31 protein-coding genes are annotated in these 26542 nt (G+C 58.0%); 18 read left to right on the top strand and 13 right to left on the bottom strand.

Features of this window, described 5'->3' with window-relative positions:
* The first annotated feature begins 90 nt into the window (after positions 1–90).
* Both PMN64_RS12575 and PMN64_RS12570 read left to right on the top strand, forming a co-directional pair.
* Positions 91–2937: a class I SAM-dependent DNA methyltransferase gene (locus PMN64_RS12575; protein WP_411780917.1), complete on the top strand. Its 2847-nt coding sequence runs from the start codon at positions 91–93 to the stop codon at positions 2935–2937.
* A gap of 4 nt (positions 2938–2941) precedes the next feature.
* The gene (locus PMN64_RS12570) at positions 2942–3661 is read left to right on the top strand and encodes a hypothetical protein (RefSeq protein WP_411780916.1); all 720 of its coding nucleotides are present in this window, start codon (positions 2942–2944) and stop codon (positions 3659–3661) included.
* A 54-nt stretch (positions 3662–3715) separates the two neighbouring features.
* On the opposite strand, the gene PMN64_RS12565 is transcribed toward PMN64_RS12570, so the two are convergent.
* The gene (locus PMN64_RS12565; protein WP_411780915.1) at positions 3716–4597 is read right to left on the bottom strand and encodes a hypothetical protein; all 882 of its coding nucleotides are present in this window, start codon (positions 4595–4597) and stop codon (positions 3716–3718) included.
* A gap of 366 nt (positions 4598–4963) precedes the next feature.
* Between PMN64_RS12565 and PMN64_RS12560 the strand changes: the two genes are divergently transcribed.
* From PMN64_RS12560 to PMN64_RS12550, 3 genes are read left to right on the top strand one after another with little or no spacing between them, the layout of a single operon-like run.
* Entirely contained in the window at positions 4964–5164 is a 201-nt protein-coding gene (locus PMN64_RS12560) for a hypothetical protein (protein WP_411780914.1), read from the top strand.
* Entirely contained in the window at positions 5161–5364 is a 204-nt protein-coding gene (locus PMN64_RS12555) for a hypothetical protein (protein ID WP_411780913.1), read from the top strand. Before PMN64_RS12560 ends, PMN64_RS12555 begins: the two co-directional genes overlap by 4 nt.
* Positions 5364–6032, top strand: a complete 669-nt coding sequence (locus PMN64_RS12550) for a DNA methyltransferase (protein ID WP_411780912.1) — start codon at positions 5364–5366, stop codon at positions 6030–6032. Before PMN64_RS12555 ends, PMN64_RS12550 begins: the two co-directional genes overlap by 1 nt.
* A gap of 64 nt (positions 6033–6096) precedes the next feature.
* On the opposite strand, the gene PMN64_RS12545 is transcribed toward PMN64_RS12550, so the two are convergent.
* Positions 6097–6339 (bottom strand): hypothetical protein, encoded by a 243-nt coding sequence (locus PMN64_RS12545; protein WP_411780911.1) that lies wholly within the window; start codon positions 6337–6339, stop codon positions 6097–6099.
* 255 nt (positions 6340–6594) lie between these two features.
* On the opposite strand from PMN64_RS12545, the gene PMN64_RS12540 reads away from it, so the two are divergent.
* Positions 6595–7305, top strand: coding sequence for an AAA family ATPase (locus PMN64_RS12540; protein WP_411780932.1), 711 nt, complete (start codon positions 6595–6597; stop codon positions 7303–7305).
* A 252-nt stretch (positions 7306–7557) separates the two neighbouring features.
* On the opposite strand, the gene PMN64_RS12535 is transcribed toward PMN64_RS12540, so the two are convergent.
* From PMN64_RS12535 to PMN64_RS12525, 3 genes are read right to left on the bottom strand one after another with little or no spacing between them, the layout of a single operon-like run.
* On the bottom strand, positions 7558–7971 hold the full coding sequence (locus PMN64_RS12535) for a hypothetical protein (protein WP_411780910.1): 414 nt from the start codon (positions 7969–7971) through the stop codon (positions 7558–7560).
* Between the two features lie 36 nt (positions 7972–8007).
* Positions 8008–9240, bottom strand: a complete 1233-nt coding sequence (locus PMN64_RS12530; RefSeq protein WP_411780909.1) for a type IV secretory system conjugative DNA transfer family protein — start codon at positions 9238–9240, stop codon at positions 8008–8010.
* A complete protein-coding gene (locus PMN64_RS12525; RefSeq protein WP_411780908.1) occupies positions 9237–9800 on the bottom strand; it encodes a hypothetical protein in 564 nt (187 codons plus the stop codon). Before PMN64_RS12525 ends, PMN64_RS12530 begins: the two co-directional genes overlap by 4 nt.
* 239 nt (positions 9801–10039) lie before the next feature.
* Here PMN64_RS12525 and PMN64_RS12520 point away from each other — a divergent pair, with 239 nt between their 5' ends.
* The 5 genes from PMN64_RS12520 to mobQ all read left to right on the top strand — a co-directional run bounded on the left by PMN64_RS12520 (position 10040) and on the right by mobQ (position 13186).
* Positions 10040–10891 carry a MobA/MobL family protein gene (locus tag PMN64_RS12520; protein ID WP_411780907.1) on the top strand — a complete coding sequence of 284 codons (852 nt, stop codon included), beginning with the start codon at positions 10040–10042 and terminating at the stop codon, positions 10889–10891.
* Positions 10892–10954: 63 nt separating this feature from the next.
* Positions 10955–11170: a hypothetical protein gene (locus tag PMN64_RS12515; protein WP_411780906.1), complete on the top strand. Its 216-nt coding sequence runs from the start codon at positions 10955–10957 to the stop codon at positions 11168–11170.
* Positions 11171–11216: 46 nt separating this feature from the next.
* Complete coding sequence (locus PMN64_RS12510) at positions 11217–11504, top strand: hypothetical protein (RefSeq protein WP_411780905.1); 288 nt, start codon at positions 11217–11219, stop codon at positions 11502–11504.
* 12 nt (positions 11505–11516) lie between these two features.
* Entirely contained in the window at positions 11517–11786 is a 270-nt protein-coding gene (locus tag PMN64_RS12505; protein WP_411780904.1) for a hypothetical protein, read from the top strand.
* Positions 11787–12022: 236 nt separating this feature from the next.
* Positions 12023–13186 (top strand): MobQ family relaxase, encoded by a 1164-nt coding sequence (gene mobQ, locus PMN64_RS12500; RefSeq protein WP_411780903.1) that lies wholly within the window; start codon positions 12023–12025, stop codon positions 13184–13186.
* On the opposite strand, the gene PMN64_RS12495 is transcribed toward mobQ, so the two are convergent.
* Together PMN64_RS12495 and PMN64_RS12490 are read right to left on the bottom strand one after the other, a co-directional pair.
* Entirely contained in the window at positions 13155–14669 is a 1515-nt protein-coding gene (locus PMN64_RS12495) for a type IV secretory system conjugative DNA transfer family protein (RefSeq protein WP_411780902.1), read from the bottom strand. The genes mobQ and PMN64_RS12495 overlap by 32 nt on opposite strands.
* A 250-nt stretch (positions 14670–14919) precedes the next feature.
* Positions 14920–15471, bottom strand: a complete 552-nt coding sequence (locus PMN64_RS12490; protein ID WP_411780901.1) for a recombinase family protein — start codon at positions 15469–15471, stop codon at positions 14920–14922.
* A gap of 1393 nt (positions 15472–16864) precedes the next feature.
* Between PMN64_RS12490 and PMN64_RS12485 the strand changes: the two genes are divergently transcribed.
* Positions 16865–17068, top strand: coding sequence for a hypothetical protein (locus PMN64_RS12485; protein ID WP_411780900.1), 204 nt, complete (start codon positions 16865–16867; stop codon positions 17066–17068).
* Here PMN64_RS12485 and PMN64_RS12480 read toward each other — a convergent pair.
* Together PMN64_RS12480 and PMN64_RS12475 are read right to left on the bottom strand one after the other, a co-directional pair.
* The gene (locus PMN64_RS12480; protein WP_411780899.1) at positions 17045–17248 is read right to left on the bottom strand and encodes a hypothetical protein; all 204 of its coding nucleotides are present in this window, start codon (positions 17246–17248) and stop codon (positions 17045–17047) included. The genes PMN64_RS12485 and PMN64_RS12480 overlap by 24 nt on opposite strands.
* Positions 17249–17299: 51 nt before the next feature.
* Complete coding sequence (locus PMN64_RS12475) at positions 17300–17518, bottom strand: DUF6894 family protein (RefSeq protein WP_411780898.1); 219 nt, start codon at positions 17516–17518, stop codon at positions 17300–17302.
* Between the two features lie 338 nt (positions 17519–17856).
* Here PMN64_RS12475 and PMN64_RS12470 point away from each other — a divergent pair, with 338 nt between their 5' ends.
* The 3 genes from PMN64_RS12470 to PMN64_RS12460 all read left to right on the top strand — a co-directional run bounded on the left by PMN64_RS12470 (position 17857) and on the right by PMN64_RS12460 (position 19272).
* On the top strand, positions 17857–18078 hold the full coding sequence (locus tag PMN64_RS12470; RefSeq protein ID WP_411780897.1) for a hypothetical protein: 222 nt from the start codon (positions 17857–17859) through the stop codon (positions 18076–18078).
* Between the two features lie 48 nt (positions 18079–18126).
* Positions 18127–19071 (top strand): restriction endonuclease, encoded by a 945-nt coding sequence (locus PMN64_RS12465; RefSeq protein ID WP_411780896.1) that lies wholly within the window; start codon positions 18127–18129, stop codon positions 19069–19071.
* A gap of 117 nt (positions 19072–19188) precedes the next feature.
* Positions 19189–19272 carry a hypothetical protein gene (locus tag PMN64_RS12460; RefSeq protein WP_411780931.1) on the top strand — a complete coding sequence of 28 codons (84 nt, stop codon included), beginning with the start codon at positions 19189–19191 and terminating at the stop codon, positions 19270–19272.
* A gap of 107 nt (positions 19273–19379) precedes the next feature.
* Here the strand turns inward: PMN64_RS12460 and PMN64_RS12455 are convergent, their stop codons facing one another.
* From PMN64_RS12455 to PMN64_RS12440, 4 genes are all read right to left on the bottom strand, one after another.
* On the bottom strand, positions 19380–19571 hold the full coding sequence (locus PMN64_RS12455) for a hypothetical protein (protein WP_411780895.1): 192 nt from the start codon (positions 19569–19571) through the stop codon (positions 19380–19382).
* 1129 nt (positions 19572–20700) lie between these two features.
* Positions 20701–21516 carry an alpha/beta fold hydrolase gene (locus PMN64_RS12450; protein WP_051447950.1) on the bottom strand — a complete coding sequence of 272 codons (816 nt, stop codon included), beginning with the start codon at positions 21514–21516 and terminating at the stop codon, positions 20701–20703.
* Between the two features lie 266 nt (positions 21517–21782).
* On the bottom strand, positions 21783–22187 hold the full coding sequence (locus tag PMN64_RS12445) for a host attachment protein (protein WP_028341929.1): 405 nt from the start codon (positions 22185–22187) through the stop codon (positions 21783–21785).
* A 110-nt stretch (positions 22188–22297) separates the two neighbouring features.
* Complete coding sequence (locus PMN64_RS12440) at positions 22298–23404, bottom strand: ATP-binding protein (protein ID WP_304497304.1); 1107 nt, start codon at positions 23402–23404, stop codon at positions 22298–22300.
* 435 nt (positions 23405–23839) lie between these two features.
* On the opposite strand from PMN64_RS12440, the gene PMN64_RS12435 reads away from it, so the two are divergent.
* The 3 genes from PMN64_RS12435 to PMN64_RS12425 all read left to right on the top strand — a co-directional run bounded on the left by PMN64_RS12435 (position 23840) and on the right by PMN64_RS12425 (position 26511).
* Positions 23840–24526 carry an antibiotic biosynthesis monooxygenase family protein gene (locus PMN64_RS12435; protein ID WP_411780894.1) on the top strand — a complete coding sequence of 229 codons (687 nt, stop codon included), beginning with the start codon at positions 23840–23842 and terminating at the stop codon, positions 24524–24526.
* Positions 24527–24841: 315 nt separating this feature from the next.
* Positions 24842–25777 carry a LysR family transcriptional regulator gene (locus PMN64_RS12430; protein WP_028341931.1) on the top strand — a complete coding sequence of 312 codons (936 nt, stop codon included), beginning with the start codon at positions 24842–24844 and terminating at the stop codon, positions 25775–25777.
* Positions 25774–26511, top strand: coding sequence for a peroxiredoxin-like family protein (locus PMN64_RS12425; protein ID WP_028341932.1), 738 nt, complete (start codon positions 25774–25776; stop codon positions 26509–26511). Before PMN64_RS12430 ends, PMN64_RS12425 begins: the two co-directional genes overlap by 4 nt.
* The last annotated feature ends 31 nt before the right edge of the window (positions 26512–26542 follow it).

Genomic DNA, 26542 nt, shown 5'->3' with positions numbered 1-26542 from the left:
AGCCGCCCGCAATGCCAGTCCTTTCCCGCTTCGCCCGCTTGAGCGTGCCCCTCGCACGTCGCGCCTTGCTACGTATTGTCAGCGCTACCTATGAGTGATCGGGGCAAATGGCTGATCGACCTTGAGAGGAAACCCGTCGGGGCGCTACCCGACGGGCTTGTGCTCGTCGATGGCTATGCCGCCCAAGGACGACCTCCGGAAGAGGTCGCCATCATGGAAAAGGCAAAGTCCTACAACGCTCAATACGTGTTCTTCGAGGCCGGACAAAACGGACGCCCCTCAACTGCGCAAGCCTTTGTGTTCGTCTCCGACGGCCGCGATGACGACCAGCAGTTTGCGAATCTGCATAAGCGGCTGTGGAGTTGGGGTGGCGTCCCCTTGGTTTATCGCAAGACCCCGGGCCTTGTGCAGCTATTCAGATGTGCTCACCAACCTGACTTCGTCTCTGCTACCGGTCAGATCGTTTGCAAGCCGGTGAAGACGCTCGCCATCGCGGCGAGCATTTCGAACGACGACGCATGGTGGGATTCAGCACAGCTGCGCAACGGCACCTTGTGGGACGATCCCGCCGTCTGCAAGATGATGATGTCGGCGTCAAAGTCAGCGCACAAACACCTCATCGATGCCGTTAAGCAACTCAACCGTGACTTAAACGAAGAAGGTATCCTCAAGAGCCGTCTGCGGCGGCGTCTGCTCATCCTCTCGCTGTTGATCGCGTACTTGGAAGAGAGGGGTGTGTTCCCCCCTGATTATTTCGGACAGTTCCTCAAGAATGCAACGAAGTTTTTCCAGGTCTTAGCCAACGGCAAGGCGCTCATAGCGCTTCTTTCGGACCTTGAGGAGCGCTTCAACGGTCACGTGTTCACGTTAGATGATGCCGATCGGACCTCTCTTCGCACAAGTACGCAGCTAGCTCGCTTTGCGAAGCTCGTCGAAGCTCATGAGGAAATCAACGGACAGCTCACACTATGGGAGCTGTACTCCTTCCGAGATCTCCCCGTTGAGTTGATCAGCCACATCTATCAGCTGTTTGTTACCGACAGCGACGTTTCGGTTTATACCCCGCCTTTTTTGGTGCGGCTGACGTTGGAGGAAGCACTTAGCTGGGACCGTCTCGACCGACTGCACGAGCGAAACGAGGTAATCCTCGATCCCGCATGCGGGTCGGGTGTCTTCCTCGTCGAAGCATATAAGCGGCTCGTCTTGCATTGGCGAAGTCGCAATCAATGGAAGCGCCCGCGCACCGCTGATCTGAAGAAGCTTCTCAAGAAGGTGCATGGCATTGATCTAGAACAGGGAGCAGTCGAGCTGGCCGCCTTCAGCCTTTGCTTGGCGCTCTGCGACGCCTTGGAGCCAGAAGAAATTCGGTCCAGCATCAAGTTGTTCCCTCTACTGCAAGGCAAGACACTTCATAACAGCTGTTTCTTCGAAGCTAAGACGAGGCGACTTGTTAAGGAGCCGGTCGGAGTAGTCCTTGGAAATCCGCCGTTTGCATCGAAGCTAACGACCGAAGGTGCGAAGGAAAGCTATGCGGCCTACCAGCGCACTCACGGCGTGTTGCCGGATAGGCAGCTCGCCTATCTCTTTCTCCATGAGGCAATGGAGATGGTCGCTGAAGGCGGCATTCTCAGCATGCTTCAACCCTATGGCTTTCTATACAACCAGCAATCGGATGAGTTTCGAAGGGATTTCTTCGAGCGCTGGGACGTTCGCGAGGTTCTCGACTTTGTATCCGTTCGTGGCCTGTTTCAAAAAGGAGGTGCAGACACCAAGGTTATCGTCGCTGTCGTGGAGGCAAGCCCTCCGAAAGAGAAGCGCAAGTTGCTCCACGCAGTATTTCGGCGGAGCGGCCGAGCTGATGCCGAGCAAGGGTTTGACATCGACTACTACGACCTTCACTGGCTCACTCGCGACCTACTGTTGAATAATGATGGCGTATGGCGCGCGAATCTTTTTGGCGGCGGTCGGGTCTTGACCCTCCTTGATCGGCTTAAGTCATTCCGTACGTTAAGAACCTATGCGACTGAGCGGGGCTGGGACTTTGGCGAAGGCTTTATCGAAGGACAGAGGGGCGTTTCTAACCCAGCTGAACACCTCATCGGCAAGCCATTGCTTCCGTCGGAAGCTTTGAGCGCCAATAAGATAGACGAGTCTCAAATAGCAACCGTTCGGAAGCAGCCCATTGAGGGGCCACGTTCATCGAAGCGGTTCACTCCTCCCATGCTTTTGATCAGAGAACAGATGGAGTTGCCGCATGCGGTTTGGACGAAGGGCTACCTAACCTACAAGAACCAGATTGTAGGATTTGCCGCGCCAAAGTCGCACGAACAGCAATTGCGCGCGATCGATAAGTGGCTGACAGCGGAAGCGCCGGCGCTCAAGGCGTTCGTGGCAGGCGTCAGCGCTAAAGTCTTCACACAGAAGGCAACCACGCTGACCGCTGCCGATATTCTCGCTCTGCCGTACCCGGAAGCCGGGACGCTTGACCTGAGCGATAACGAGACAATCGTCGCAAGCGATATGATCGACTATCAGCGCGACCTCATCCGCTTGGGTGAGGACTCCCGTGCGATGATGAACTCTGGCTTGGAAGTGCTGCCGGAGTTTGCATCAGTTTTCATGGGCCAAATCAACAGCGTCTACAAGCGAAAGCCAATTCACGCCCTACCCGCTCAGACTTGGCCAGGAGTTATTTGCCAGCCTTTCGTCTTCGGCAATGGAGGCATTGACTGGTCCGGCGCAGACGGCCTCCAAGGAAGGCTCAATGCCCTGCTCCTCGAAAGGAACGAGACACTTCATGTGACGCGGATTGCGCGGATCTACGACAAGCAGTTTGTTTTCTTATTGAAACCTGATCGTTTGCGCTATTGGCTACGCTCCGTAGCATTGCGCGACTCCGACGAGACGCTTGCTGATCTACGGGCTCAGGGATTTTAACGGAATGCTCGCCAATTTTCCTGACCCTTCTCTGCAAATTGGTGCTCTGGCAAAAGACCTCCACCTACCGCATACGTTTTTGAGCGAACTGCTCGCGCTGATTGGAAACGAACTACCCAAATGGCGAGATAGGCCAGATCGCAAGAAAGAGACGTCAGAAACGGTGCTGTCATCTCAACTCTGCGCTCACCTAAACAGTGTCACACGGTTCGCGCCGGGGTGGGACTTTCTACAGTTTCGTCCCGAAGAGCCTGACGAGCAGTACAAGGGGCGCAAGATAGACATCGTGCCCGCGCCGAGCGGTGTCAACATCTGGGTAGACGGCCGCCGGTACTCTGACTTTGATCCGCTTCTCCCGATCGAGTGCAAGCGGCTACCTACTCCAGCCGGAACAGATCGCGACGAGCGCGAATATGTATTCAGCAAATTCACTTCAACCGGTGGCATTCAGAGATTCAAGGCCGGACACCATGGTGGCAATCACGTCCTCGGAGGGATGATTGGCTACATCCAGAAAGACTCTGGCGAAGACTGGCAAAGTCGCGTTGCCGGATGGATCGACGGGTTAATCGCCGCTAAGGAAGCGGGATGGGCAGCTACTGACCATCTGATAACTCACGCGATTGACAAAGATAAGCGGCTGATATTTCTGCGATCAGCCCACAAGCGCCAAAAAAGCCTTCCCGATATACTGCTCCATCATCTTTGGATTCATATGGACTGACTGAACGGCATCAAGGCTACGCGCTCGCGCTTTCTGGAGCCCATTCAGCCACCTTCAAGCGGAGATAACTTTCCTGCAATAGTCGTTGTTCGGCTGCCGCTCTCCAATAAGTTTCGCGGGCAGCCACTCTCTGTGTTCCTTGCCCTGGTGACACCAAAGATCACCCGTTTCAACACGTTCTGCTCGGCCTAGGACACGGTACCCCTGAGGGGAGTCGTATCGGCCGCTCTGCTGTTGGACTATCGCATACGTTTTGAACTGCTGCCAAAACGTTATCTCATAGATCGCCGATTCCACGTCATCGTCAGGTACCGCACGGATTATTTCCAAACCCGGTTCGCGCTTATATTCCTTCCCAGCTCTTTGTATCATCTCTCTTGCGATTTCTGCTCCTGCCCCGTCGACATAAGTATCTATTTTGTAGGGAGATTCGATGAATCGATTGTCTTCGCGGTAGGCTAACCCCCGAACCATTTTCTCCGTCATCGCATCGAGTCCTGCACGCGGGATCTGAATAGCCAATTGCTCAGCTTTGGGCCGCCCCCATCGTTCGCCAAGCCCTGTCATGATCTGGCCTTGCGGGATTTCCTCACCCTTAAACATCTCTCCAAGCATCTTCCTGCCTCGGGCGGCTCTCGCGGCCGCGTCTTTCTCATCCCGACCGGCCTTGGGGTCCATTGCCCTAAGAGCAGCGTCGGCGAGGCCTTGGGAAGCTTCGTGTTTGGTGTCGAGCGCAAGGGCTACGCGATTCAGCAGGTCACCTTCGATCTTGCTGTATTGCTGGTTGCAGTCGAAGCAGCTTGGAAACGTCCATCTCTCCAGGGTCTCTGGCGTCGCATCCGGATACCAAGCCTTCGGAAACATGTGGTCCGACGTTAGTTCAACGCCGTCCCGAAGGCAGTGGACGCACTTCCCGATCTCCGCCTTTTTCGCCATTGGCTCTAGCCGTTCCTGCGTTAGACCCGTCTTATAGCACACGCGCTGACGTTGTACTCTGCGATAACCTAGTGCGTTAAGGCCTGCGCCGCCCAGAGCGGGAGTTCCCCATCTCAAGCCACAAACTCATCCAGGCGCGGTTCTATTGCGTCTCAGGCCTACTCCCGTGTGGTGGCTGCATCCAATGCGCGGCCAGTAGCTGGACGGGAAGTTGGGCCCGAAGCGCGTCGGCGCAAGGCATCCAACCGTATCCCGGAGGGTCCCTCGGTCGGAGCCTCCTTGCCCCGCCGCTCATCCTTCGTTCCCTGAAAACTCCCGTCCGGCCGCGATTGGCGCAGCCGGGAAAACCAAACGGGAGTAAGAAAGATGAAACGCAATGAAAAGAAACCGGCACCACATGGAGTTTATGTGGTCGAGGGAGAAGGTGACGACGCCTTCTGGACCCGGATCGGCGCAGCCTGGTCTCACCAGGACGGCAAGGGCTTCAACATCCAGCTCAGCTGTCTGCCCCTGAATGGCCGCCTGGTCATTCGCGAACCGAAGGCCGACGCGGAGGCGGGGCAATGAGCCCCGCCGCCACGCGGCGGTACGCCGTCGGCTTCAGGAGCTGGACGCTGTACCAAACCGTCGTGCTCGCCAGCAGCGAGCACGAAGCCATCGCTAAGGGTAAGGCGCTCTACGACCTCAACGGTCTGGCTGAGTTCTCGGTCAGCGACAGCGGCGAGGAGCCCTGGCATGCCCGCATCCTTGAACAGGAGGCACGCTAATGCACCCCGTTCCTGTTCTCCTTCGCAACACGGTCGCCCATGGCGACTGTATTCAAGTCATGCGCCAGATGAAGTCCGCCTCCGTGGACTTCATTCTTACCGATCCACCGTACCTCTGTCGCTACCGTCCCCGCGATGGCCAAATCATTGCGAATGACGACCGCGACGACTGGCTCAAGCCAGCTTTCGCCGAAATGTACCGCGTTTTGAAACCCGGCTCGCTGTGCCTGAGCTTTTACGGCTGGAATGCCGCCGACAAGTTCATCGGCGCGTGGCGCGCTGCGGGCTTCCGCATCGTAGGCCATATCGTCTTTACCAAGCGCTACCCTTCATCATCTCGCTTCGTACGCACCAGGCATGAAATGGCTTACCTTCTCGCCAAGGGGCAGCCCGCGCGACCGGCAAAGCCTATCGACGATGTATTGGAGTGGCGCTACACGGGTAATCGCCTTCATCCGACTCAAAAGCCGATCGAGGTCTTGCAGCCGCTCATTGAAGCGTTCTGCCCTGCCCACGGGCTTGTGCTCGATCCCTTCTGCGGATCAGGCTCGACGCTAGTTGCCGCGCAAATGGCGGAGCGAGACTACCTAGGCATTGAGCTCAATGCCAAGCATTGCGACACCGCTCGCATGCGGGTTGCCTGCAATGAAATGGCGTGTTTCTCATGACGTGCGCTCTCCCGAGGCCAAAACGAGTGATGCCGGGTCCAACGAGGACCCGGCACCATCGCCATCAGAGGGCATTCGAGCCTTGCGCTCGCAACCGTTGACGAAGTCGCAATTCAGCATCGGCTTTCGCATTGTCGAAGGCCGCGAACAGCTGGTCCTTCGTAAGGGACGAGGGTGAAGCTGCCTTTTCTGCCGCCGCCAGTTCCGCGAAAACCGCGGCCCGGGAGGATAGCCGGATGAACGGCTCCTTTGCGGTGGGTCCGGCAAGCGTGGAAGAATTATTCACCGAGTGAGAGGAGATTTTCATAGTGCACACCGAGAGGGCCTATCTTGCGCGGCCTCGAAAGGGGCCGCAGAGCAATGATCAAGATGAGCCTGGTTCGCTCCCGGATTTATGGGGTGCCCTGCAAGTGTCATTCCTGACATTGAAGAAAATGGCGGTTGCTAATGGTCTTCGCGCCGATGTATGCGCGGTGTGGCGTGCCGTTCGGCATAGTGGCTGGCGCAGAGATTATGTGGCACACTAAGCCAAATGGCTATGCAAGCGCCCTTCTTGAAGCAGATGGTTCTCCCGGCTACCAAGGGGGAAGCCTATCCGTTCAGTATACCCCTGGTGCAAAAAGGTTTTGACCTAAGATTTACGACGCCCGTGACGTTCATCTGCGGCGAGAACGGTTCAGGAAAATCCACGCTGATTGAAAGCGTGGCGCTGCATTGTGCATTTAGTAGCACCGGTGGCAGTCGCAATCACAACCTGGGTGGACAGTCATTGGACGTAGCGCCGCTGCAAGAACTTCTGAAGTTCTCCTGGAACGTGAAGGTCAATACCGGCTTTTTCGTGCGGGCTGAGAGCTTCTTCCAGTTTTCGAATTTTATTGACGAACTGGCGCGTGAGACGGGGGTGGACATCTATCAATCTTACGGTGGTGCTTCGCTCCACGCCCAATCTCATGGAGAAGCATTTTTATCGCTTTTCTCGCACCAGTTGAGCCGGAGGGGAATCTTCATCCTTGACGAACCAGAGGCCGCGCTATCACCTCAGCGTCAACTAGCCCTGCTTAGGATTGTCCACGAGTTGGTGAAGACAGGAAATGCGCAATTCATCATTGCCACCCATAGCCCCCTCCTGATGGCTTATCCCGACGCCTCACTGTTCTTTATCAATCAGGGCGAAATCTCAGAGCGCGGGCTGACAACCACACCGCATTTCCAGGTATTGGCGCGGTTCTTTGCCAATCCGGTCAGCTATGTTTCCGAAGTGCTCGCAGATTGAAGGTTCTCCGGTCTCAGACCGCGCCTTTGCCGCCACACTGCGAACACTTGCCAGAACCACGACATTCGTAGCAACGGACGCTTTCCGACCTGCGACTAACATCATGGGGGTGGGGATGTGGATTGAGTTGCTTCACGTTTCCAGAGCCGCCACAAGTTCTGCAGGATTTTTCGCCATTGCAAGCGTGGCATTTCGTAGGCGACATGATCGATTCCCTCCGATGTTTGTGGGTGGTGAAGCACTAACTGGTACTCACGCTGGCAATCGTTGGATTACTTTGAACGTTTCCGGCGGATGCCACGATCCGGGAAACGAAGGAGCATAGTCGTATGTATTTGTCCCACCATTAAGCCGCATACTGACTTCAAAGATGACCTCCCGCGCACCATCGGCGTTGACGCGCACGCCTTTGATGGAATCGTGCAATAGCGGGTCGCTCATCAAAAAGGACAACATATGTTGGAAAGCCAGTTCTGGCTGATCGTATGCAAATGGCATTGTCCTTCTTTGGCCGCCCATTCTGGGAATAAGGTCAACGTATATTCCGGGGCTTGGGCGAGGCGCGGCTTTTGGCGTTGGCGGATTTGTGGGCTTGGGGGGAGGAGGGGGCGTCTCGGGTTGATTCACGCTGGCGAAGAACTTAAGCACTTTCGAAATCAACGACACTGTTCTGCTCCTGTAAATCCAAGGTTCAACTGAGGCTCAAACGGTTGCACCCAGCCGCTCGCGCAAAGCGGGGTCTTCGAAAGCTTTCAAGGCACGCAGTTTGGCTGGACGGCGCCCGCCTTCCAGCACAATGACCTTGTCCACGTAGTCAGGACCCATCAGATCCTGCGGTGTTGCGAGTGGTTTATCCGCGCTTGAGAACAGGTCGCGCGTGGTGCCCAATTCCTTGGAAAGCTCATGGGCGAGCGGGCCAGTTGGCTCCATGAAACAGCGCACGGCCATCATGTCCATGAGCCGGTCAGCGCCACCGTAAGCTTCCTCAATCTGGGCCTTGGTTTGCGCGAACAGCCAGAGACGCAGCCCAGGCTGGCGACCAAGCGCAAGCATCTGCTCGACTTCCTGCATGTAGCCGAGTTGCGGAAATTCATCGAGAAAGAATGTGACCGGTGGCAGACCCCATTCATTCCGCGCGTCGCGGATGCCGTAGAAAATATGGCCTAGCAAGGTACGGATGAGCGGCCGGTACATCACGAGTTCTTCCGGCGTAACACACAGGTAAAGCGTGCCATTGGCACGCCGCAGGTTCTGGAAGTCGATGGTTGTTTCGGCGACGATTGGTTCGAGCTGGGGTGCGCCCCAGATTTCGACGTGGCGCAGGACGGTATCGTAAAGGTTCGATCGGGTTTCCTCGTCGGCATTGGCGAGTTGGTTACCGACCCTCACCAAGCTGCGCACGCCAGACTCCTGCAGGAATTCGATTTGCAGTTTGAGCTGTTGGGGCGACGGCGAGAACCAGTCGACAACCGCTGACATGTCCCGGCGTTTTTGGTAGCGGTGGAGGCAGATATCGTAGAGCGCTCCATGCAGGAGCTGCGCGGCTCGACCTTCCCAGAACCCCTTCGACGACTTTGCATCGGTCGGCACCATCAGCAGCGGCAGGAGACGGCTGATCGCGGTGTATGCGGCTACGGGATCCGATGGCACGGTATCGAGGGGATTGAAGCAAAGTGTCGTGTCGGCGTTGCCTGGTGCAAAAACTTGTACCGGGCCTACGCTGCGGCCTCGCCAACCGGAGGTAAGGTCGAAAATCTCGGGCTTGACGTCGAGGACGATCGCCGGGGCGTTTAGGTAAAGCAGGTTACGGACGACATGGGCCTGGGTCTTACCCCGTCCCGGTCGGGCGATAGTGATGAGGCTCTCGCTGCCATCATAAAGGTATTCCTGGCCTGAGCCTTCAAAGACACCAAGCGAAAGGGGAGCGTTGCTCATCGCGACGTGGCCCAACCCGACGAACCGCCGCTGAGGTGACGCCGTGCGAATTCAGCCATCGGTGTATTGGGGTGCGACTCCAAATACAGGTTGACCATATCGACGGTGGTAGAGAACACTTCGTCGAAGCTCGGCGTGTAGTAGTCGAGGCATTTTTCCTGCCAGAACCGCCGGTTCTCTTCGAAGCTGCTGCCTCCGGACCGTACCTGTTCAAAAGCCACGGACGCTTTGTTATCGGCGTGCAGAATCCCGACGTAAAATTGTGCCATGAACTTCTCATAGCCGCCGTCCGGAATGAATGCTTTTATTACAGATGCGTAGTCACACATCCGAAGCCACTTGAGAACAAACAGGTGGCGCGCCGGCAGGGTACCGAGCGCTCGTTTGAAAATCATCCGATAGTAAAATTGATTGATGCCGCGATCTTCGATGTAGATGAGCACGGTTGCGTTGTTTGAAAGCTCATTTTCGACGTAATCGACCACTTGGCCGTGCAAATCGCCCGGTATGGTCGTTTCCTGCCATAGCGGCGTAAGCAGGAGTTCTGCTGGAACGCTCAAGTTGCCCCCAACCTTCAGTTGAGCCCGCCGCTATTGAACAGTCGGGCTTGCCCGCGTCAAGGTGCGTGGCAAGCGCGGATCGGCTGATTCTGGTGCGTTTTCGAGGGGGGCGGTCGGCGGTGATATTTTCGCGTTCGGCGGGTGTAGCGCTCTTGCCAACCGAATCGGAGCGGTTAAACTTCCGGTAGTGCGCACTTATGGGTTTTCAAGGAAAACCCGGCGCACCGCCTGAGGTGCCTGTGGCTATCTACAGCCTGCATCACAGTTCAATAGGCAAGTCCACTCAGGACGAGCCGTACACGGCCGCTGCTCACATCCGTTACATCACTCGGGCTCGGGCCCTCGGCAGGCTTGAGGGCGAGCGCATGCCTACCGACGCCAACGAGGCAATGGATTACCTCAAGGAGGCGGAAGATACTGGCCGAAAGAACGCCCGTGTCATCGACAAGGTGATGCTGGCCTTGCCGGTGGAGTTGGATGGCGAACAGCGCGCCGCGCTGGTTCGGTCATTTGCCGAGGCCGTTACCAAGGGCCGGGCGCCATGGCTGGCCGCCTTCCATGACAGGGGCAAGGACGCCAAGAACCCGCATTGCCATCTGGTCATTCGTGACCGTGACCCAAAAACTGGGAAGCGGGCGATTGGGATGAGCGAGGCAGGCTCGACCGAACGCTTGCGCGAGCTATGGGAAGACCATGCGAATGCCGCACTCGCCGAGGCTGGGCTTAAAGTGCGTATCGACCGGCGCACGCTGGAGGAGCAGGGTGTCCGCCGCAAGCCGACCATCCATGAGGGGGTTCGTGCCCGGCGGTTGAGCAAGGAAGGGCGCACTCCGCCGTCACGGCGAAGGTCGTATCGTAACCAGCCGCGTACTCGGAGCCGGACCAGGGAAGTGGACTACCGGAAGCTCGACAAGGGCCTAAGCCGGACCGCCTATAACCGGCGCATACGGTTGGAGCGGGAGAGCGAGCAGGACAGGTGGGCAGCGATTGATGCCGACCGCCAGTATCGGGAAATCGAACATCTCAGGGGTATTCACCGGCCTGACTTGGACGATGGGGTAGCACGGGGGCGCAAGCGGAAGCTGGAATGATGTTGGTTATCGAAACAGGTCGCCGTAGGATTCGTGGAGCTAACTAACTTATTGGAATCGAGTATGGACCGCGCAAGAGACCTCGCCATTCGGCTGGACAAAGTTGAGGAGACCTTGGAGGAATTGCAAGGACGAGAGAATGACGAGGCTTCGATCAGGAAGCGGCACCTGACCGCCATTGGTGAGCACTTGCAGTCCCAGCTTCTTGAAGAAATCGAATGGGCGAACGAGCCGCAACCTGAGTTCAAAATCAAACGTAAGAAGAAATTAAGGCGGTAGAACTCGTTGCTTGGCTACTGAGTATCTTCGTCGTACAATCTCAGCATTGGAAGATTTCGAGACCACGGCCGACTTTGAGCAAAAGCGCGAGCTGCTCAAGCTGCGCGATCGTCTCAATCAGCTGCGGAAGTATGAGCAAGAGGCCTCAGAATTGGAGAGCATCCTCAGCGATCCGGAGTGCCGAGAGGATCATTCTGCCGCCAAGGAGCGGCTTGCGGCGCTAAAGCGCGCGATAGAGACTAAAAAAGAGCTGATTGCGGTCCAGTTTGAAATCCTTAATCTGACCGGCGACAAACTCGAACTTGAAAAGCGGTTGGCTGCCTTAGACGACTAATGGAGGGCCTTAATGGCCAAGTCGGAAAATGGTTTTGAGGCCGAGCTGAAGGAAGTTCGGTTTGAAATACATACTTTGGACAACCGGCGCGAGGGACTAGTTCAGTCCCTGGAACGTGCGACCTCGCCGGAAGAAAGCAGCCGCCTCAAGGAGCAAATCGGAAAATGCGATGTTGCTCTCATGGTCGCCCGCCAGCGCGCCGATTATCTTGAAAAAAGAGAGCGCGAAGACGACGAGGCTTTGGGATTGGCCCCTCCCTTAAAGCGTAAGCTCAGGCGATAGGCCGCTAGGTCGAAAGATACGATAACGGTCATCCGTCCGAGTAGACGCGCCCAGTTGGGGCGCGTTTTCGTTATGAAGAGCCTTAAGCAAAGGACTGTAGCGGGAAAGCAACGCTAGACGCGTTTTGAAGAGGGTAGGGGAGGGGAATGGCGCACTTATACATCGCTGCGCGACATAGGTGCATGGCCGACACAGCGGCCATAAGGTGTCGCTAGCGCGACAAGTAATGGAGAGGCATGGCTTCGTATCATCTTTCGGCTCAGCCGGTGAAACGCTCGGAAGGACGCTCCGTGGTCGCGATGGCTGCCTACCGCGCAGGAGTGCTGCTAAGGGATGATCGCCGCAACTCCGAAGCTGATTACAGGCGCCGTCTAGGTGTGCAGCATGCCGAAATCATGGCACCGGAAGGAACCGCTGAATGGCTTTACAATCGCGAAGAGCTTTGGAACGCCGTTGAACGCCTGGAAGTGCGACGGGACGCCCAGCTTGCCCGAGAGATCAATATGGCACTCCCTCACGAGCTCTCCGATGAGGAACGGCTTGCCCTGGTCCGAGAATTCGTTCGCGAGCAGTTCGTCTCGCTCGGTATGGTCGCCGACTTTGCAATCCATGCGCCCGTTCCGGGGAAGGGGGATGATCCACGCAACTACCATGTCCACATACTCCTCACCATGCGCAAGGCGGGCTACTGGGGCCTGTGGCGCGTGAAGACGCGCGAGTGGAATAGCGACGAATTGCTCCTAAGATGGCGCGCCGCCTGGGCTGATCACCAGAACCGTGCCTTGCGCTCATTGGGATTGAAGGCGCGCGTGGACCACCGCAGCTTCGCCGCCAGGAAGCGGGAGGCACAAGAAAGCGGGCATCGCAACAGGTCGCTCCTCTTTGATCGGGAGCCGGAATTGCACGTCGGGCCCAAAGCAAAGAAAGCAGGACGCGCCTTACCCTTGATGAGCAAGACCAAGTCCGTAGGCCCGCACCGCAAGCGAGTCTTAGACTACGGGCGCTTTGATGCTGGTAGTCGCGGCGAATTCAATATCGGCAGACTCTCGGCGAACGCTGATCACCTGCAAAAGCTGATGGCCCGGACACAAGCGCGCGTCGCGCGCCTTCAAACGAGGCGAGTGTTTTACGAACGTCAGGTTCAGCGCTATGCGCCTGCGGCGCCAGCACGCGTGAGTTCCTTCGCTATGTCTGAAGGAAGTGAGAGCAAGTATCTCCACGCTCTGCGCAGGCGCGAGCAGGTGGCGCTGCTGGTTAGCGAACTCGACCAACTATTCTTTGAACTTCTTGATCTGCGGGAGAGCCAACTGGTCAGGCGCACGGTCTGGTCCAACCGGCTGCGGCGCTGGCGGGCCCGCGACGTGACACCTAGTGACGGGAGGTCCCGGCCGCACCGTTAGCCTTGAGCGGCCAGGAATCGTATTTTCCCCACCACCTCACGTAGCGCCAGCCTCTATAGTTGATTTTCGAGGCAAGGATTGGATGCCGCACCACGTCACTACGAAAAAGCACCAGAGAGCGCCGTCCAGGCAGTCGCATGACCTCCGAGGGGTCCAGCAACCAACGACCCGTCTCCGACATGCCCAGCGATCGCTGTCGGCGCAGCACGTCTGTATTGCTGCTTGAGATGCCCTGGTTGTGCGCCAGCGATGTTGTCTGCCCCAACATCTCCGAAATGAATCGCGCCGCCTCAAGGTCGGCCACATTGAAGAAGACCTTGCACGTGGCGTTGGCCAGGAATGATCCGGCGCGGCGATAAAGGGCGCGCAGTTGGTTCATGTCTTGGAAAATGAGGATGGGCGTGCAGTAGGCGCGCAAGTACCCAATTCCGCGCTCCAGTGGCTCGAGCGTGCCAAGGGCCGCTGCTTCGTCGAGCAGCAGCAATACTTTGGGCTTACCCTTCGAACGGTCCTTGGCCCGCGTCAGCGCGTTGATGACGCTGCCTACCATGACGCGCAAGAACCCGGCGTAGACGGAGAGCTTTTCTTCATCCACGACGAGGTAGACCGTGGCCGTATCACTGATGAGTTGGCTGAGGCTGAATGTTGAATGCGATGTTATGACACCGGCAGGGCTATCACGGGACCAGATGCGAGTGGCCTTTTCGGTATTCGATATAACGCTTTTGAACTCTTCGCTGCCGTCCATGGAAAGGAAGCTTCCCGCGAGTTCTGCCGCCGCGCGAGGTCCTTCCTTGGCGATCGAGCCCAGGAGATCCTTGAAGGACTCTGGAGGCAGGGTCGAAAGTGAACGCACCTGTGAAAGGGTCCGCTGGTCGGCCGGGAGGCGCAGGACGTGGAGAATAAGGCAGGTCAGCATCCCCTCCGCCTTCCCGTCCCAATGGCTCTCGCTGCCGTCGGGGATGACCATCAGTTTCGCGATTGCCTCGACATCGTCCTTCTCATGAAAACTGCCAAGCCGCACCATATCCAGCGGGTTGAATGCATCTGAATGAGCGGGATCGGTGCTGTCTAGGGCGTAGACCGGGCCGAACGAAGCGCGGTGGCGCGCCGTAATTGCACGGTTCTCGCCCTTGATGTCGGTGCAAAGGATTGAGCCACGGTAGTCCAGCAGGTTTGGAATCACGATGCCGACGCCTTTCCCTGCGCCCATCGGTGCGAAGACCGCTATCATTCCATCCCTGTTGAAACGCAAAAAAGAACGGCCCCTCCGGCCGACTATTGGTCCTTGTCCCCTTCGAACGCCCGACCAGAACAGCTCCCAGCTCGTTGCGAAGCGAGCTGAGCCCAGCGCACCTCCGGGATTAAACCCACCCCACCGATAGATCGTATGGATGAGCCGGACAGATCGCGTGCAGAGCCACAGGCAACCGAGCGAGACAAGCCAAGCCAATCGCAGCAGCCCGAGAAGTTTCTGTACCATGTGGTCAAGGTGGCACGTCCCAACCGTGTCCTTCAATGTATCAAGATAATTGAACTAAGCTGGCTCGCGGAAACAAGCGAGTTCGAAGCGAGCAACGCTCCGAATGCAATATGTCTAACGTCAGGTCGCGCCGGTCCCGCCGCGCGTCAAGGGTTGCACGAGCGGCAAGCCGCCCTTGACGCGCGTCCGTCCCGGCGCGAGGGCTTGCCATGGCAAATGCCCACGTGTGGGCATTGCCCCTTTTCGGACTTCAGTCCTTGATGCGGCGGATGGTCGACGCGCTTACATGCAGTGATGTGGCAATCATTTCAGGCCGCTCCCCGGCCTTGCGCCTTGCTGACGCTTCCCTCCTTTGCTGGAGCGTAAGTTTCGGCCTCCTACCAAATCGCACGCCCGCCGCCATGGCGCGTTGGCGACCGGCGGATGTGCGCCGGAGAATATCCTGCCGGGTCTTTCGGGCGATGTAACCAACCAAAGCCGCCAGCACCTCGCCCAGCTCGGTAGTCGTATCGGCCCAGGGTTCTGCGAGCGACCTGTACGTTGCGCCGCGAGATGTGATGGTCTCCAGGATCGCGAGCGTCCTGTATGGTCCTTCGCGGGTTAGTCTGTCGAGAGCCGCGAAGATCACTACGTCTCCCGGCCGTACGTCTCGCAGCAGCTGGTTGAGCACGGGGCGCTTGGCGTTAGTGCCACTTTCCTTTTCCGCGTAGATCTTGGCGCACCCTTCTGCACGCAGCTGAAATTCTTGGATGTCGAGCACCTGACCGTTGGTGCTGACTCTCGCATAACCCAGGATTGTCATCAAAGCCCTCCGTGACACGTTGAGGACCGCGCAAATGTCCTGAGTTTTGCAAGCTGAAAGCGGCTTATAATCTTAGCTTTCTTATCCTCGCGAATTCCTGAGTCTTTGCGTGGGGTTAAACGATCCAATCGAAATGGCTTTCTTTGTTCGCAATGCGTAATCCTGCGCTCAGAGAGTTAAATCGTAAATCAGAATATTTGCGCATCAATTGCCGCAGCTCAGCCTTTCAGCGTGGCCCTTCCTGGGCCAAAGGGCTGACGTTGCCTGAGGTAGACAATCGTTCACACACATCCCGATCGTGGAGAGAATGGAAATGATGAAGAAGCTTATGTTGATTTCTGTCGTATTAGTTGGAGGCGCGTGCCCGGCGCTCGCATTCCCGGCGGAGTGCACCGGCCAGTTTGGTTACTCGGCCAAGTGTTGCGCGGCGTCCTATGGACGGAAAAGCGCGGGAAGCATGGACAATGGGCAACGGCACGCGCAGTTGGCCGCTTGTACCGCCAAAGAAAAAAGCGGGAGGCGCTAGCAAGGCGCGACGATAGTCCGGGAATTCAACCAGGAGACTAGGATGTTTGGAAGGACAGTATTCGCTGCTGCGCTCACCTTGAGTGCAGGTGCCACTTGCGCTCAGGAAATCAAGATTTCGTCGGTGAGCCTCTCGCGCCTCGGGAAGGCCAACCTCTGTTCCGCCCTCGGCGGTGGCGAACAGGCCCCGGTCATCACAATTCGGCACACCCGGGGGACGGGCAGTATCTCCATCTCGATGGTCGACCGTCTGAGCAATGGCAGGACGAACGATCACGGGAGCACCGAGGTTCAGGCCGAACCGTCGGGCACAACTCTTGTCAGGAACAGCTTCCGGCCACCGTGCAACCGGATCACGTCCCAAGGCGTGAAATCGGCCTACTACGTCACGGCGACTTCCGGGCAAAGCTCGAAAACGGTTCTTTGGGGTCGGTACCCTTAGCGAAGGAGAGGCCCGGCTGGCGGATGTCCTTTGTCTTATCAATTGTTTCCGTAATGCACCGACCTTCCCGCGAAGCTTCGTGAACAGCTCGCGAGGCTCTTCGCGAAGTGGCGGGCTGTGCTAGGTTCGATTGCCGCGAGGCACATGGCCGCTACGTTCAATAACCAAAAGAAAGGCGACGACCATGAACCTACGTGGCACGCTCGCTCTATGGCTAGGCAAGCTGAGGATATTCTTCTCAGTGAGCATCAGCCACTAAAGCAACAGGGGCCGTTCGAGCGGCCCCTGTTTTCGTCCAATAACCATTCAGGCGATGACTCTCTATGAGTCAAAACGCATAAAGCGTCAAGACGGTTCTAATGGAGTTATTGCATACGGACTGCTCGTTCCGCTGGAAGCCAAGCTGACTCATCGCGGAGGTGGGCCATGTTCGAGCTGTATCCCGAGATTGCGACGTTCGCCCACTTCTCCGATGAAGTGCCCAAACCGACCGTAATTGTTCGGCGGGACGGCGCACTGAAGCCAAAGGAGCCGTCATTTCACGTTCGTGACGCCACAACGGACGCGAAATCAGGCGAGCGCCAAGGCGGACATGCAACAGCGGCACTAGCGGCGATGGCCGAGGCTTAAGCCGAGCTTGAGCGCTTTCTGGCGAAGTGCGGCTTCGCTGCGGCCAGTGAGCTTGGCGATCTTGACCACCGGGGTTCGCGCCTTTGAGTGGGCGCGCAGCTCCTTGACGTCATCTTTCGTGTAGTCACGGCGGGTTAGCTTCTTTGCTGTCCTTGAAGTCTTTTTTGCTTTCTTGGCCACGTGACTTTCCTCTTCAAGCTGTACGGCAATAACGCCTGTGCGGGGGCTCTCTTAGCTCGCTAAACGCCGAACGACCGGATGGCGGGCAATCTCGTGGCCTGCTGAATTCACCACGGAAACCTCGGTGTCGCTATAATCTGCATCATCCATGCCGATCTCGCTTGCTATCACCGCGCCGTAATCATCGGCTTCCTGCGGCGTCGCAAACTCCATTCCGTCCCGGTCAACGTTGATATGCTCTTTTGATATCACGTGGATGAAATAACGCATTGCCATTCCCGCACTGCCCAGCGTGGGGTTATGATAGCTATCTTTGGAGAAATTGAGGACAGGTCTCGCTGGCGAGTAGCAGCCTTTTGTTGCTTACGGATTAATCACATCCAAGCAAAAAGTAATTGCGTGCATCGGACAGTTCCCCAATTGTCGAAGCATGAACATTACGCAACTGCAGGAGCGGATTGAATACTACCACGACCTTGAGAGCGAGGTGGTGAACCGGCAGGCCTCCGCGACGACCGATGCTAAGCGCTTCGAGCTTGAGCGCATGCGCCGCCTTATCCAGGTCGTTATTTCCGGCCTGTTGGACAGTGCAAAGAAAGAGCTATCACGTGACCACACTGGACGAGTTGAACGTCAGGCTGTTCGTGGCCAAGCAAGAGCTTAGAGGTTTTGAGGAAGCTGGCGCAGACGCCAGGAAGGCTGCCCAAGCTCCGAATGCGGAGTTTCCCTCGGACATTTATTTGAGTCTTGCGGCAGACCTCGACGCGCAAGCCGCTGCCAAGCGTCAGGAAATTGCAGATATTGAGGCAGAGCGTACAAAGCTATTATAGCTACTTGTATTCTCGCGAGCATCAATCAAAGAGAGGTTGTGAATTTCAATGCCTCACACTTCGCGTCTTGTTCAAAGAATTCATTTTGAGGATTTTGGAGGGGCCGAGTTCGAGCGGCTTGTCTTCGCCTACCACGTTCGTGCTGGCTGGTCGGATGTGGCTTGGTATGGTCAAACCGGTAGCGATGGCGGGCGAGATATTGTCGGCAACGAGCCGCTTGATAGTCAGCCAGCCCGCAAGTGCGTGATCCAATGTGTCAATCGCGCCACCTTAACCCAAGCCAAAGCTAACAGGGACATGAAAGCGGCCCTTGCAGCCTGTGGCGGGTCTCTTGCAGCTTTCAAATTCGTGGTGCGTGGAAAGGTCTCTGCAAAGCTGCGAGACGCGGTTGAGGCGTCTGCAGCCTCGTTAGGCATTAGCAGTTTGACGATCTGGTCAGGTGTAGAATTCGAAGAGCATTTACGCCTGTATGGTGAGGACTTGCTCCGAAGGTTTTGTGCAGGTGAGCCCTTTCCAGACAGCCGAGAAGACTTGCGGCGCTTCGCAGAAGACTTTGCTGGGCTGAGTGATAAGGACGCCCTGGATATCATGGCTGCCGTATTTGACCGACCAGCGTTTCGGACTCGTTTCCAGGAAGAGAGTTCGTTGCCAGCCTTCAAGCAGGCGATCGAGGATACGATTGCCGCGCTAAATACGGGGGTCTGGCGGACTCGCGAAGGCAATGAAATTCGCCGAATACCAACGATCCATCATCTCCGTGATGCCAGAATGAAGTCGCAAGTGTCTATGGCGGTCAGTCTGGTCGATAAGCTGCGACGGACATTCTCAACTGGTCTGCGTGACGGTCGAATAAGACCCTGCGCCTGTGGTCAATCGGACTGCCCGGTTTTCATGATAACTCCGGCGATGGCAAACGAACTGGATAAGATTAGGCACGATGCGCTGGCGGCATTTCGAGGCGCCAATCCGCGATTTGACGTCTCCGTTTCCTAGTCTTTATTCCCGACCCTTGTGCTTCATGGAGACATCTAAGGTCGCGGTCTATAGTTATTCAAGTGCGACTCATCGTTACCGAGGAAAGGCACCACTGGGAGCCTCAACCGGCCGAACATTCCTGATGTGTGCGGAGATTTTGGGGTTGATTACATAAACCTGTTGCAGCTCATCCGCGCTGAGAAATGGGTCATCGGCTAAATGAAGGGGCGTAACCGGCAAAGAAACCGGCAATCTCCCGAGAGAGCGCGAATCTAAGTCTTTGCTTTGATGTGTATTGATCGTTCAACGAACCGGCAAAAACTTGGCTACTTCTTACCGTAGACCTTGATGATCTCCCGGCGGCGCTCCTCCGGTGAGAGGCCTTTCCGGTCAAACTCCGCAAACCGCTTCTTCATGGCTGGGGTCAGCTTGATCCCCTCAACAGCGCAGATCTGCTCAAAACGCTCACGGCCGATCGTAAACGTTGATGGCTTCTGAGCGCTTGCTTTCTTCGGCATGACTGGATGGTAGGGCAGAGGGGCGCAGGTGGCAAAACAATAAGGACCGCTTGCGCGGTCCTCATACCTACGTGGCGTCGACTAAGAAAGGCGATAGCTGGATTCTGAGTATGGCTCCGCGAGCCGTCAATCCCGCCTTTGGGGAGTCTATTGGCTGGTGACGGGCTTCCGCGTACGATTCGGCAGTGGAAGACATCCAAAGCCAGATTGAACTTGATCGTAAACGCGACCTGCTGAAGCTGCGAGAGCAGTTAGATGACCTTAAGTGGTGCAAGGCCCAGGTTGCCCCCTTGCAAGCTATCCTGGATGATCCCCACCAGCAGAGTAGGCATGAGTGGGCTAAACGATGCTTGGACCTAGCTGAGCGAGCGATTGTTGCTCGACAGAAAGTGGTTGATGTCGCCATTAGATTGGTTGGGCTACGGGGGGGACAAGCTTGAGATTCAGAAGCAGCTCGATGCCTTAAGGGGCTAGGCGCGATTACCAGCAGGTTTTCTCTTGAAGGTATAGCTCCGGCGGATGAGCTCGGTAGCGAGGCGATAGCAGAGGGTCGCTCCCAGCTGGGCGGGCCGTCAAGCCGATTGCCTAAATGTGTGACGTATGTCACATTGGGGTAGGGTAAGTTGTTGATTTTAGCACAATTTCTAGCACAAAAATATTTTTGAAGACGATTTTATAAATAATATCAATTGCTTGCCCCACTTGCTGGGCGGCTCATAACCTGAAGGTCATAGGTTCAAATCCTATCCCCGCAACCAAAGTTGAAAATGGAAACCCAGCAATCTCAACGGATTGCTGGGTTTTTGCTTTTCGGTCTTAAGCAGCCGCATCAACAAATCCAATTGCTTAGCTCGATAGGTTCAAATCAACCCGCAACCAATTGGAGAGTGCGAAGCGCCACGGACGATCAGTGCCAATGGCGTAGGTCCTCGCTACCAAAAAAGAGAGTGATCGCTGACGCGCAATCATCATCCCTTCAATTCCGAAGGCTGGCCCGTCTGTTAGTGCCGTGCGGCCCGAACGAAGCCCCGTGCGGCGTGCCGCGCGAGTATCCTGACGAAGGCGACGGGGCGCGCATCCGTTCCTATCGACAATACGAAATCGCGCTGCTCGTGCGCTCTGCCGATATTCAATCGAGCAGGAAGCGTCTGACTTCCTCGGCAACCGTGCGACCTTCCGTCTCAAGCGCAAAGTGCCCGGTGTCCAGAAGGACAATTCGTGCTGCGGGAATGTCCCGCCGAAACGCTTCGGCGCCCTCCGGGGCGAAGAATGGGTCGTTCCTGCCCCAGGCGGCCAGCAGCCGTGGCTGATGCTGACGGAAGAATGCCTGATAGAGCGGATAGCGTTCGATGTTGCGCTTATAGTCCAGCTTGAGGTCGATCTGCAGATCGGCATTTCCGGGGCGGGCCAGAACCGCCGCATCAAGCGTGTAGGACTCCGGCTCAATAATGGATGGATCGGCCACGCCGTGGAAGTAAGCTTGCTTGACCCCCTCGAGCGTCATGCGGGAGCGAATGGGCTCCCGTTTGTCGGGGCTTGGGCTGACCCAGTAGGCTCGCAGCGGATCCCAGGCTTCCTTCCTCAATCCCTCGACGTACGCGTTGCCGTTCTGGCTGATGATCCCTGCAACACGCTCCGGATATGTCAGCGCGAGGTCCCAACCCACCGGTGCACCGTAGTCGAAGACATAGAGCACGTAGCGCGTAAGCTCCAAGACGTCGACGAACGCTGCGATCGTGCGCGAGAGGGATTCGAAGTCATGCCGATAGTTTCGCTCGGCGGGGATTTGCGTGAAGCCGAACGAGGGTAGATCCGGCGCGATCAGCCGAAATCGATCGGCGAGCTGTGGCATCAGATGACGAAAGTAGAAGGAGGAATTCGCAAAGCCGTGCTTGAGTTTACCGCAAAGCCACCGACAGGATCCGCGATCTTGCGCCAATTTCATCGCGCAAGCTGTGGTTTTTCGCTGTTGGTTTGGAGGATGGTTCTTCCACCGCCGTTCTGTTCTCAGCATCTGTGGTCGAAGCGGCAGTATTAGAACTGCGAGTAACGCGATAAAGGGAGTTGCGGACAGTTCTGCGATCTCAGCATAGCCCATCTGCCTGGGTTGAGAATGCCGCAGGAGATGCTGGAGGCGACGATTGAGATGGCGAAGCAGGCCGACAAGTGCACATGCTTCTCACCAGCGAGCGCATTCCGGCGTCGTGTGCCTTAGGCGCCAGCGATCAGTGAGGCGATATCTGAGAGCGGACGTCGGCCGAAGTCTTTCGCGAGCTCGCCTATGATCTTGCTTCTCAGGTCGTGGTGAAAGTGCTTGCGCATCTCCCCCAAGGTTCTGGGGTCAGAGACAACGACCAAGTGCTCTATTGTCCCGTCCATGCTGAGCTTGTTCAGGAAAGCCGCGGTTGCCGCTGCAAAGTCCTCTTCGATGAACCGCCTGCCATCGGGGTTGGCGGAGCCGGTATGGTGCCGTGCACCTGAGCCTGCGTGGAGGTGCGCGGGCGGAGCTGCCGTGATCTCGACCAAGTGCACCCCAGGTTTCACGCCTGTATTGTGGAACATGCGAAACGTCTCGCCGTCAGCGACGGCAACTGTCGTACCGGCAGGTAGAATCATCGAAAGATCTCCTGTTCATCCGGCGAGCTATGACACTTGCACGCCGAGCGCCCCACTGCGTGTTTTCGATGAGCCCCTGTCGGTCGAACGAATGGTCGAGGCGGAGGGGATCATGAGCTCCCTCGCTGAACCGGTCTCCAGGTGTTCGCGCTGGCCAAGATGGCGCCAAAGCTGTCGCGGGATTCACCAACGTGAAACATCCCGCCGTTAGGGGAGGGCGTGTACGCGATCTCCGTGCCGACGATCGTGCTGGGGAGCCCGGCTCTGTGCGCGCGCGGGAGCAGCAGACGCATGCGTGTGCCGGCACCGCGCTTGCTCTCTGTACAGACCACGCCGCCTCGTTCTTCAGCGAAGCGCCGGACCTGGGAAAGGCCGGTGCCATGGCCCGTGGCCCTTGTTGTGAAGTCCGAGGTCAAGGCCTGCGATAGGATCCTCTCAGGCATGCCGTCCCCATCGTCGGCGGCAACGATCTCGACGAATTCCCCGGACGCGTCGGCGGAAGGCTCGACGTTGTGCGCCTTGACGGTGATCGTGCCGCCTCTCGGCATGGCATCCGCCGAGACTTGGCAAAGGTCCAGCAAGGCGAAGTATAGCTCCTCCGGGTCGGCATTGAAGGCCCATAGGTCAGGGGCGATCTCGGCGCGCACCGTGATGTGCAGAGGCAACGTCCAGTCAAGCGCACTTGCGATCGTTGCGAGGCGAGTGCCTGTGACAAACCCGTCGATCGACTCGGCGCCTGCTTGCTCGGCATCGAGGAACTGCCGGCTGGACATCGCGCCTCGCGCGATCGCCTGCTGCATTTTCGCAAGGATGGCCTTTCGGCGCGCGGCATCGGTCTGGCACTCGAGCAGCCGCAGGCCGCTGTCGATCACGGCGAGGAGGTTGTCGATGTTGTGGACGAGGAACTGCGCCACGTCGGGCATGATGCTCGCGATATCCCGCCTGCGAGGGGTGGCCACGCCGCGCGCATCAGACGGCACGCTGGCGCGGCACAAAATCCCCGAGACCTCGCCGTTGGGGCCGACGAGCGGGATCTCCGCGTACCTGGACGCGATGAGACCGCTACCGCCGTCGCGAACGTCTCGCACTCGTGCGCTAAACGCATGCTGCACTCCGAGCGCGACGCCGGCGCGGTCCGCGAGCACGACAACATCCTCCAGCAGCCGGCCTTCGACAGGGCCGGATAATGAAACGCCAATCGTCTCTCTGATTTGCATATCGGACCTCCTGGCTTGCAATCGTGCAGCGGAACTGCGACTTCGGCCCGCATAAGGGACGACGTAGGTCGAAGTCTGAGTCCATGATGGTCGAAAGGAAAATCACCTCTCGCCATGGAGTCGATAGCCGACCGTTATCGGATTGTCTGAAAGACGCTTGGCTAGCCGGAGTGGGCTCGTTCGCGCGGACTCTTCGACGCCCGACCGACCTGGGCTGATCTCAGGCTCCCGAACCACTGCCGGAGTAGCTGGCCTCGGTTGCGCGAGTCCGATGCGGCAGACCTCCGGCCATCATAACGCGCGGCTATCGACTTCATGGCGTGACGTCACTTCCCATTCACAATGTGGAATTCCATGCTTCGACGGCGCCGCGCTGATCCGGCTCGCAACACCACGATCGACTATGTCGCAGCACTCTGGGAGTGAGATACGATCATGTTTTCAGTGATTTTCGAGGTCCTCCCCAACAAGGGGAGTTGGGATGACTACCTCGACAGCGCCAAGATGTTGCGCCCCGAACTGGAGCAAGTCGAGGGCTTCGTCGACAACATCCGCTACAAGAGCCTGACCCGCGAGGGCTGGATCCTCTCGCTTTCGAGCTGGCGGGACGAGAAGTCGCTCGTCCGCTGGCGGACTCGCATGCGCCATCACGAGCTCCAGCAGAAGGGCCGGGACGAAATCTTCGCAGATTATCACCTCCGCGTCGGCCAGATCACCGGTGACAATCAGGTGCCTGCCGGGTACGCCCTCACGGAGCAGCGGCTCGACGAGACCGAAGTCGGGGAGGGAACGACGGTCACGCTGATCAACGCGACGCGCCCCGCGGAGTGGAAGCAGACCGACAACCCGTATGACTGCGCCGAGTGGCTCGGCCTAAACCCGTGGGCGGCCGACAGCACGTCCTGGGACATCTGCGACGCCATGCTCACGCCTGGCGATCTGATTCTGCTCATATCCTGGAAGAACCACGCTGCGGCGCAGGCCTACGAGGACACTTTCGCACCGAATGACAATGCGAGGGTCCGGAAAGTGCGGATCGTGCGCGACTACGGGAAACACGACCGCCGCGAAGCGCCTCAATACTACGCAGATGCCAAAGGCGGTGAGACGCTCCGCGCCTGACGCCATGCGCCGGAAAGGGCCGGCCGGCCGCGTAGTTAGATGATCCGGGCGAACGCACGACGCCTACAACGGCGTCGACTGCACGCCGCACGGCAACGCGTCCGAATTGAGCCTTTTCCTCGTTCACCCAACCCTTCACCATGTCGGCTCTCAGAGATTCCTGAAGGCGTGTCCGTGCGTCCAAATCAACAGCCAGGTCATTCAAACGGGGGCACGCAAGTAGCATCTAGGCCCCATGATTGCGGCGCGCCTCGTCACGTCGCGGAGCGCAAAGGCTCATCAGCACAGACAACCGCACCTTGACGGAAACGATCCATGGAGCTTCATCAAGTTCGCTACTTTCTCGCTGTGGCGTCCACACTCAACTTCACCCGCGCGGCCGAGCTGTGCAATGTCACGCAGCCGGCCCTGACCAAGGGAGTGCAGAAGCTCGAGCAGGAACTCGGCGGCCAGCTGATCTACCGCGAACGCCAGCTGACGCAGCTCACCGACCTTGGAAAGGAAGTCCTTCCGATGCTGGAGCGCACACTGGCCTCGGCGGAGGCGGTGCGCCGCAGGGCCGAGGAATTCCAACGCAAGGACGTAGCGCCATTGAAGATCGGCCTCGCCCCCTCTATCTCGGCATCGCTGGTCCTCGATCCGATCGCGGAGATCGCAAAGTTCGTCCCTGGACTTCACGTCGAACTGCGCGAGGGCGTGGCGGAGAAGCTCGTCGACCTCTTGCTTGCGGGGGAGATCAACGCGGCTATGGTCGGGGATGTGCAGGACGTGCCCGACCGTATCGACGACTGGTCGCTGTTCGAGGAACGCTACGTCGCGGTGCTCGCGCCGACACACCGGCTCGCAAACCGTCAGTCGATCGGCATCGATGACCTCCGTGAAACCGTCTTGCTGGAACGGGCTGAATGCGATGTTGCCCCGAAAATCCAGCGGTCGTATTTTCCGGAGGTGCCCCCTCACTTCGGCCACTGCAGCGGTCACGACTTGCACCTGCAGCACATGGCGGCTGCGGGCTTCGGCGTGATGCTCGCGCCCGAGCACATGCCGCGCCTTCCGACGCTCAAAACCATCCCGCTCGAAGGCGACCCGGTCTTGCGGGAGGTGCGGCTGCTGGCAGTACAGGGGCGCCGCTACTCGCCGGCGCTGGACGCTTTCGTCAAGGTCGCGCGGCTTCGCGACTGGTCGTTCGAGGTCTCCGACCGGGGTGTGCCCTACGAAACGGTCGTAGAGATGGCGAGGGCGTCCGCATGACGACGACACCCGCGCCGGCGGCCAGCCGCCTCCAGCCAACCGATCTTCAGCTTGACGGCTCCTTGCCGATGACCAACCAGGCCGACAAGACACTCGCCCAGATTCGCACCGAGCTGTTGTCGACGTTTAGCGCGGCAGATTGGGAGTCTTACAACCACCTCGTGGGCTGGCTCCGCGATACCGACGTGGCATCGCGCGCGTTGAAGGTCGGGGACGAGGCGCCAGATTTCCTTTTGCCGGACGCCGACGGCCGTCTCCACTCCTCCGAGCAATTGCGCCGCGACGGACCCCTCGTGCTGAGTTTCTTCCGCGGCGGCTGGTGTCCGTTCTGCACCGCTGAGCTCTCCGCCCTCCAGGCTGCGAAGGATGAGTTCGAGAGCGTCGGCGCGACCCTCGCAGTCGTGACGCCCGACACGAAAGACTTCCCGCGGCAGCTCAAGCGGAGCCTGGGTTTGGATCTGAAGGTCCTGTCCGATGTCGACTACGGCGTCGCCATGTCGTATGGCGTACTGTTCCGGGTGCCCGATGATACCATCGCACATTATTCCAGGTTGGGCTTTGACTTCGGCGCCCGCCACGGGTCACCGATCTGGATGCTGCCCATCCCCGCGACCTACGTGATCGACTCGGAAGGCCGGATTCGCAGTGCGTTCGTCGAGCCTGACTTCACGATACGGGACGAGCCGGCGCAGATATTGGCGTCGCTGCGCCACGCCGCCTCCATGTCTCGGTGAGGGAGGCTGAAGGTGGACAGCAGTATCCGGG

This window comes from Bradyrhizobium sp. UFLA01-814 (assembly GCF_046718885.1).
Taxonomy (GTDB): Bacteria; Pseudomonadota; Alphaproteobacteria; order Rhizobiales; family Xanthobacteraceae; genus Bradyrhizobium; species Bradyrhizobium elkanii.
The sequence above is the reverse complement of the archived record's forward strand: the minus strand, read 5'-3'. Positions and strand labels throughout refer to the sequence as shown.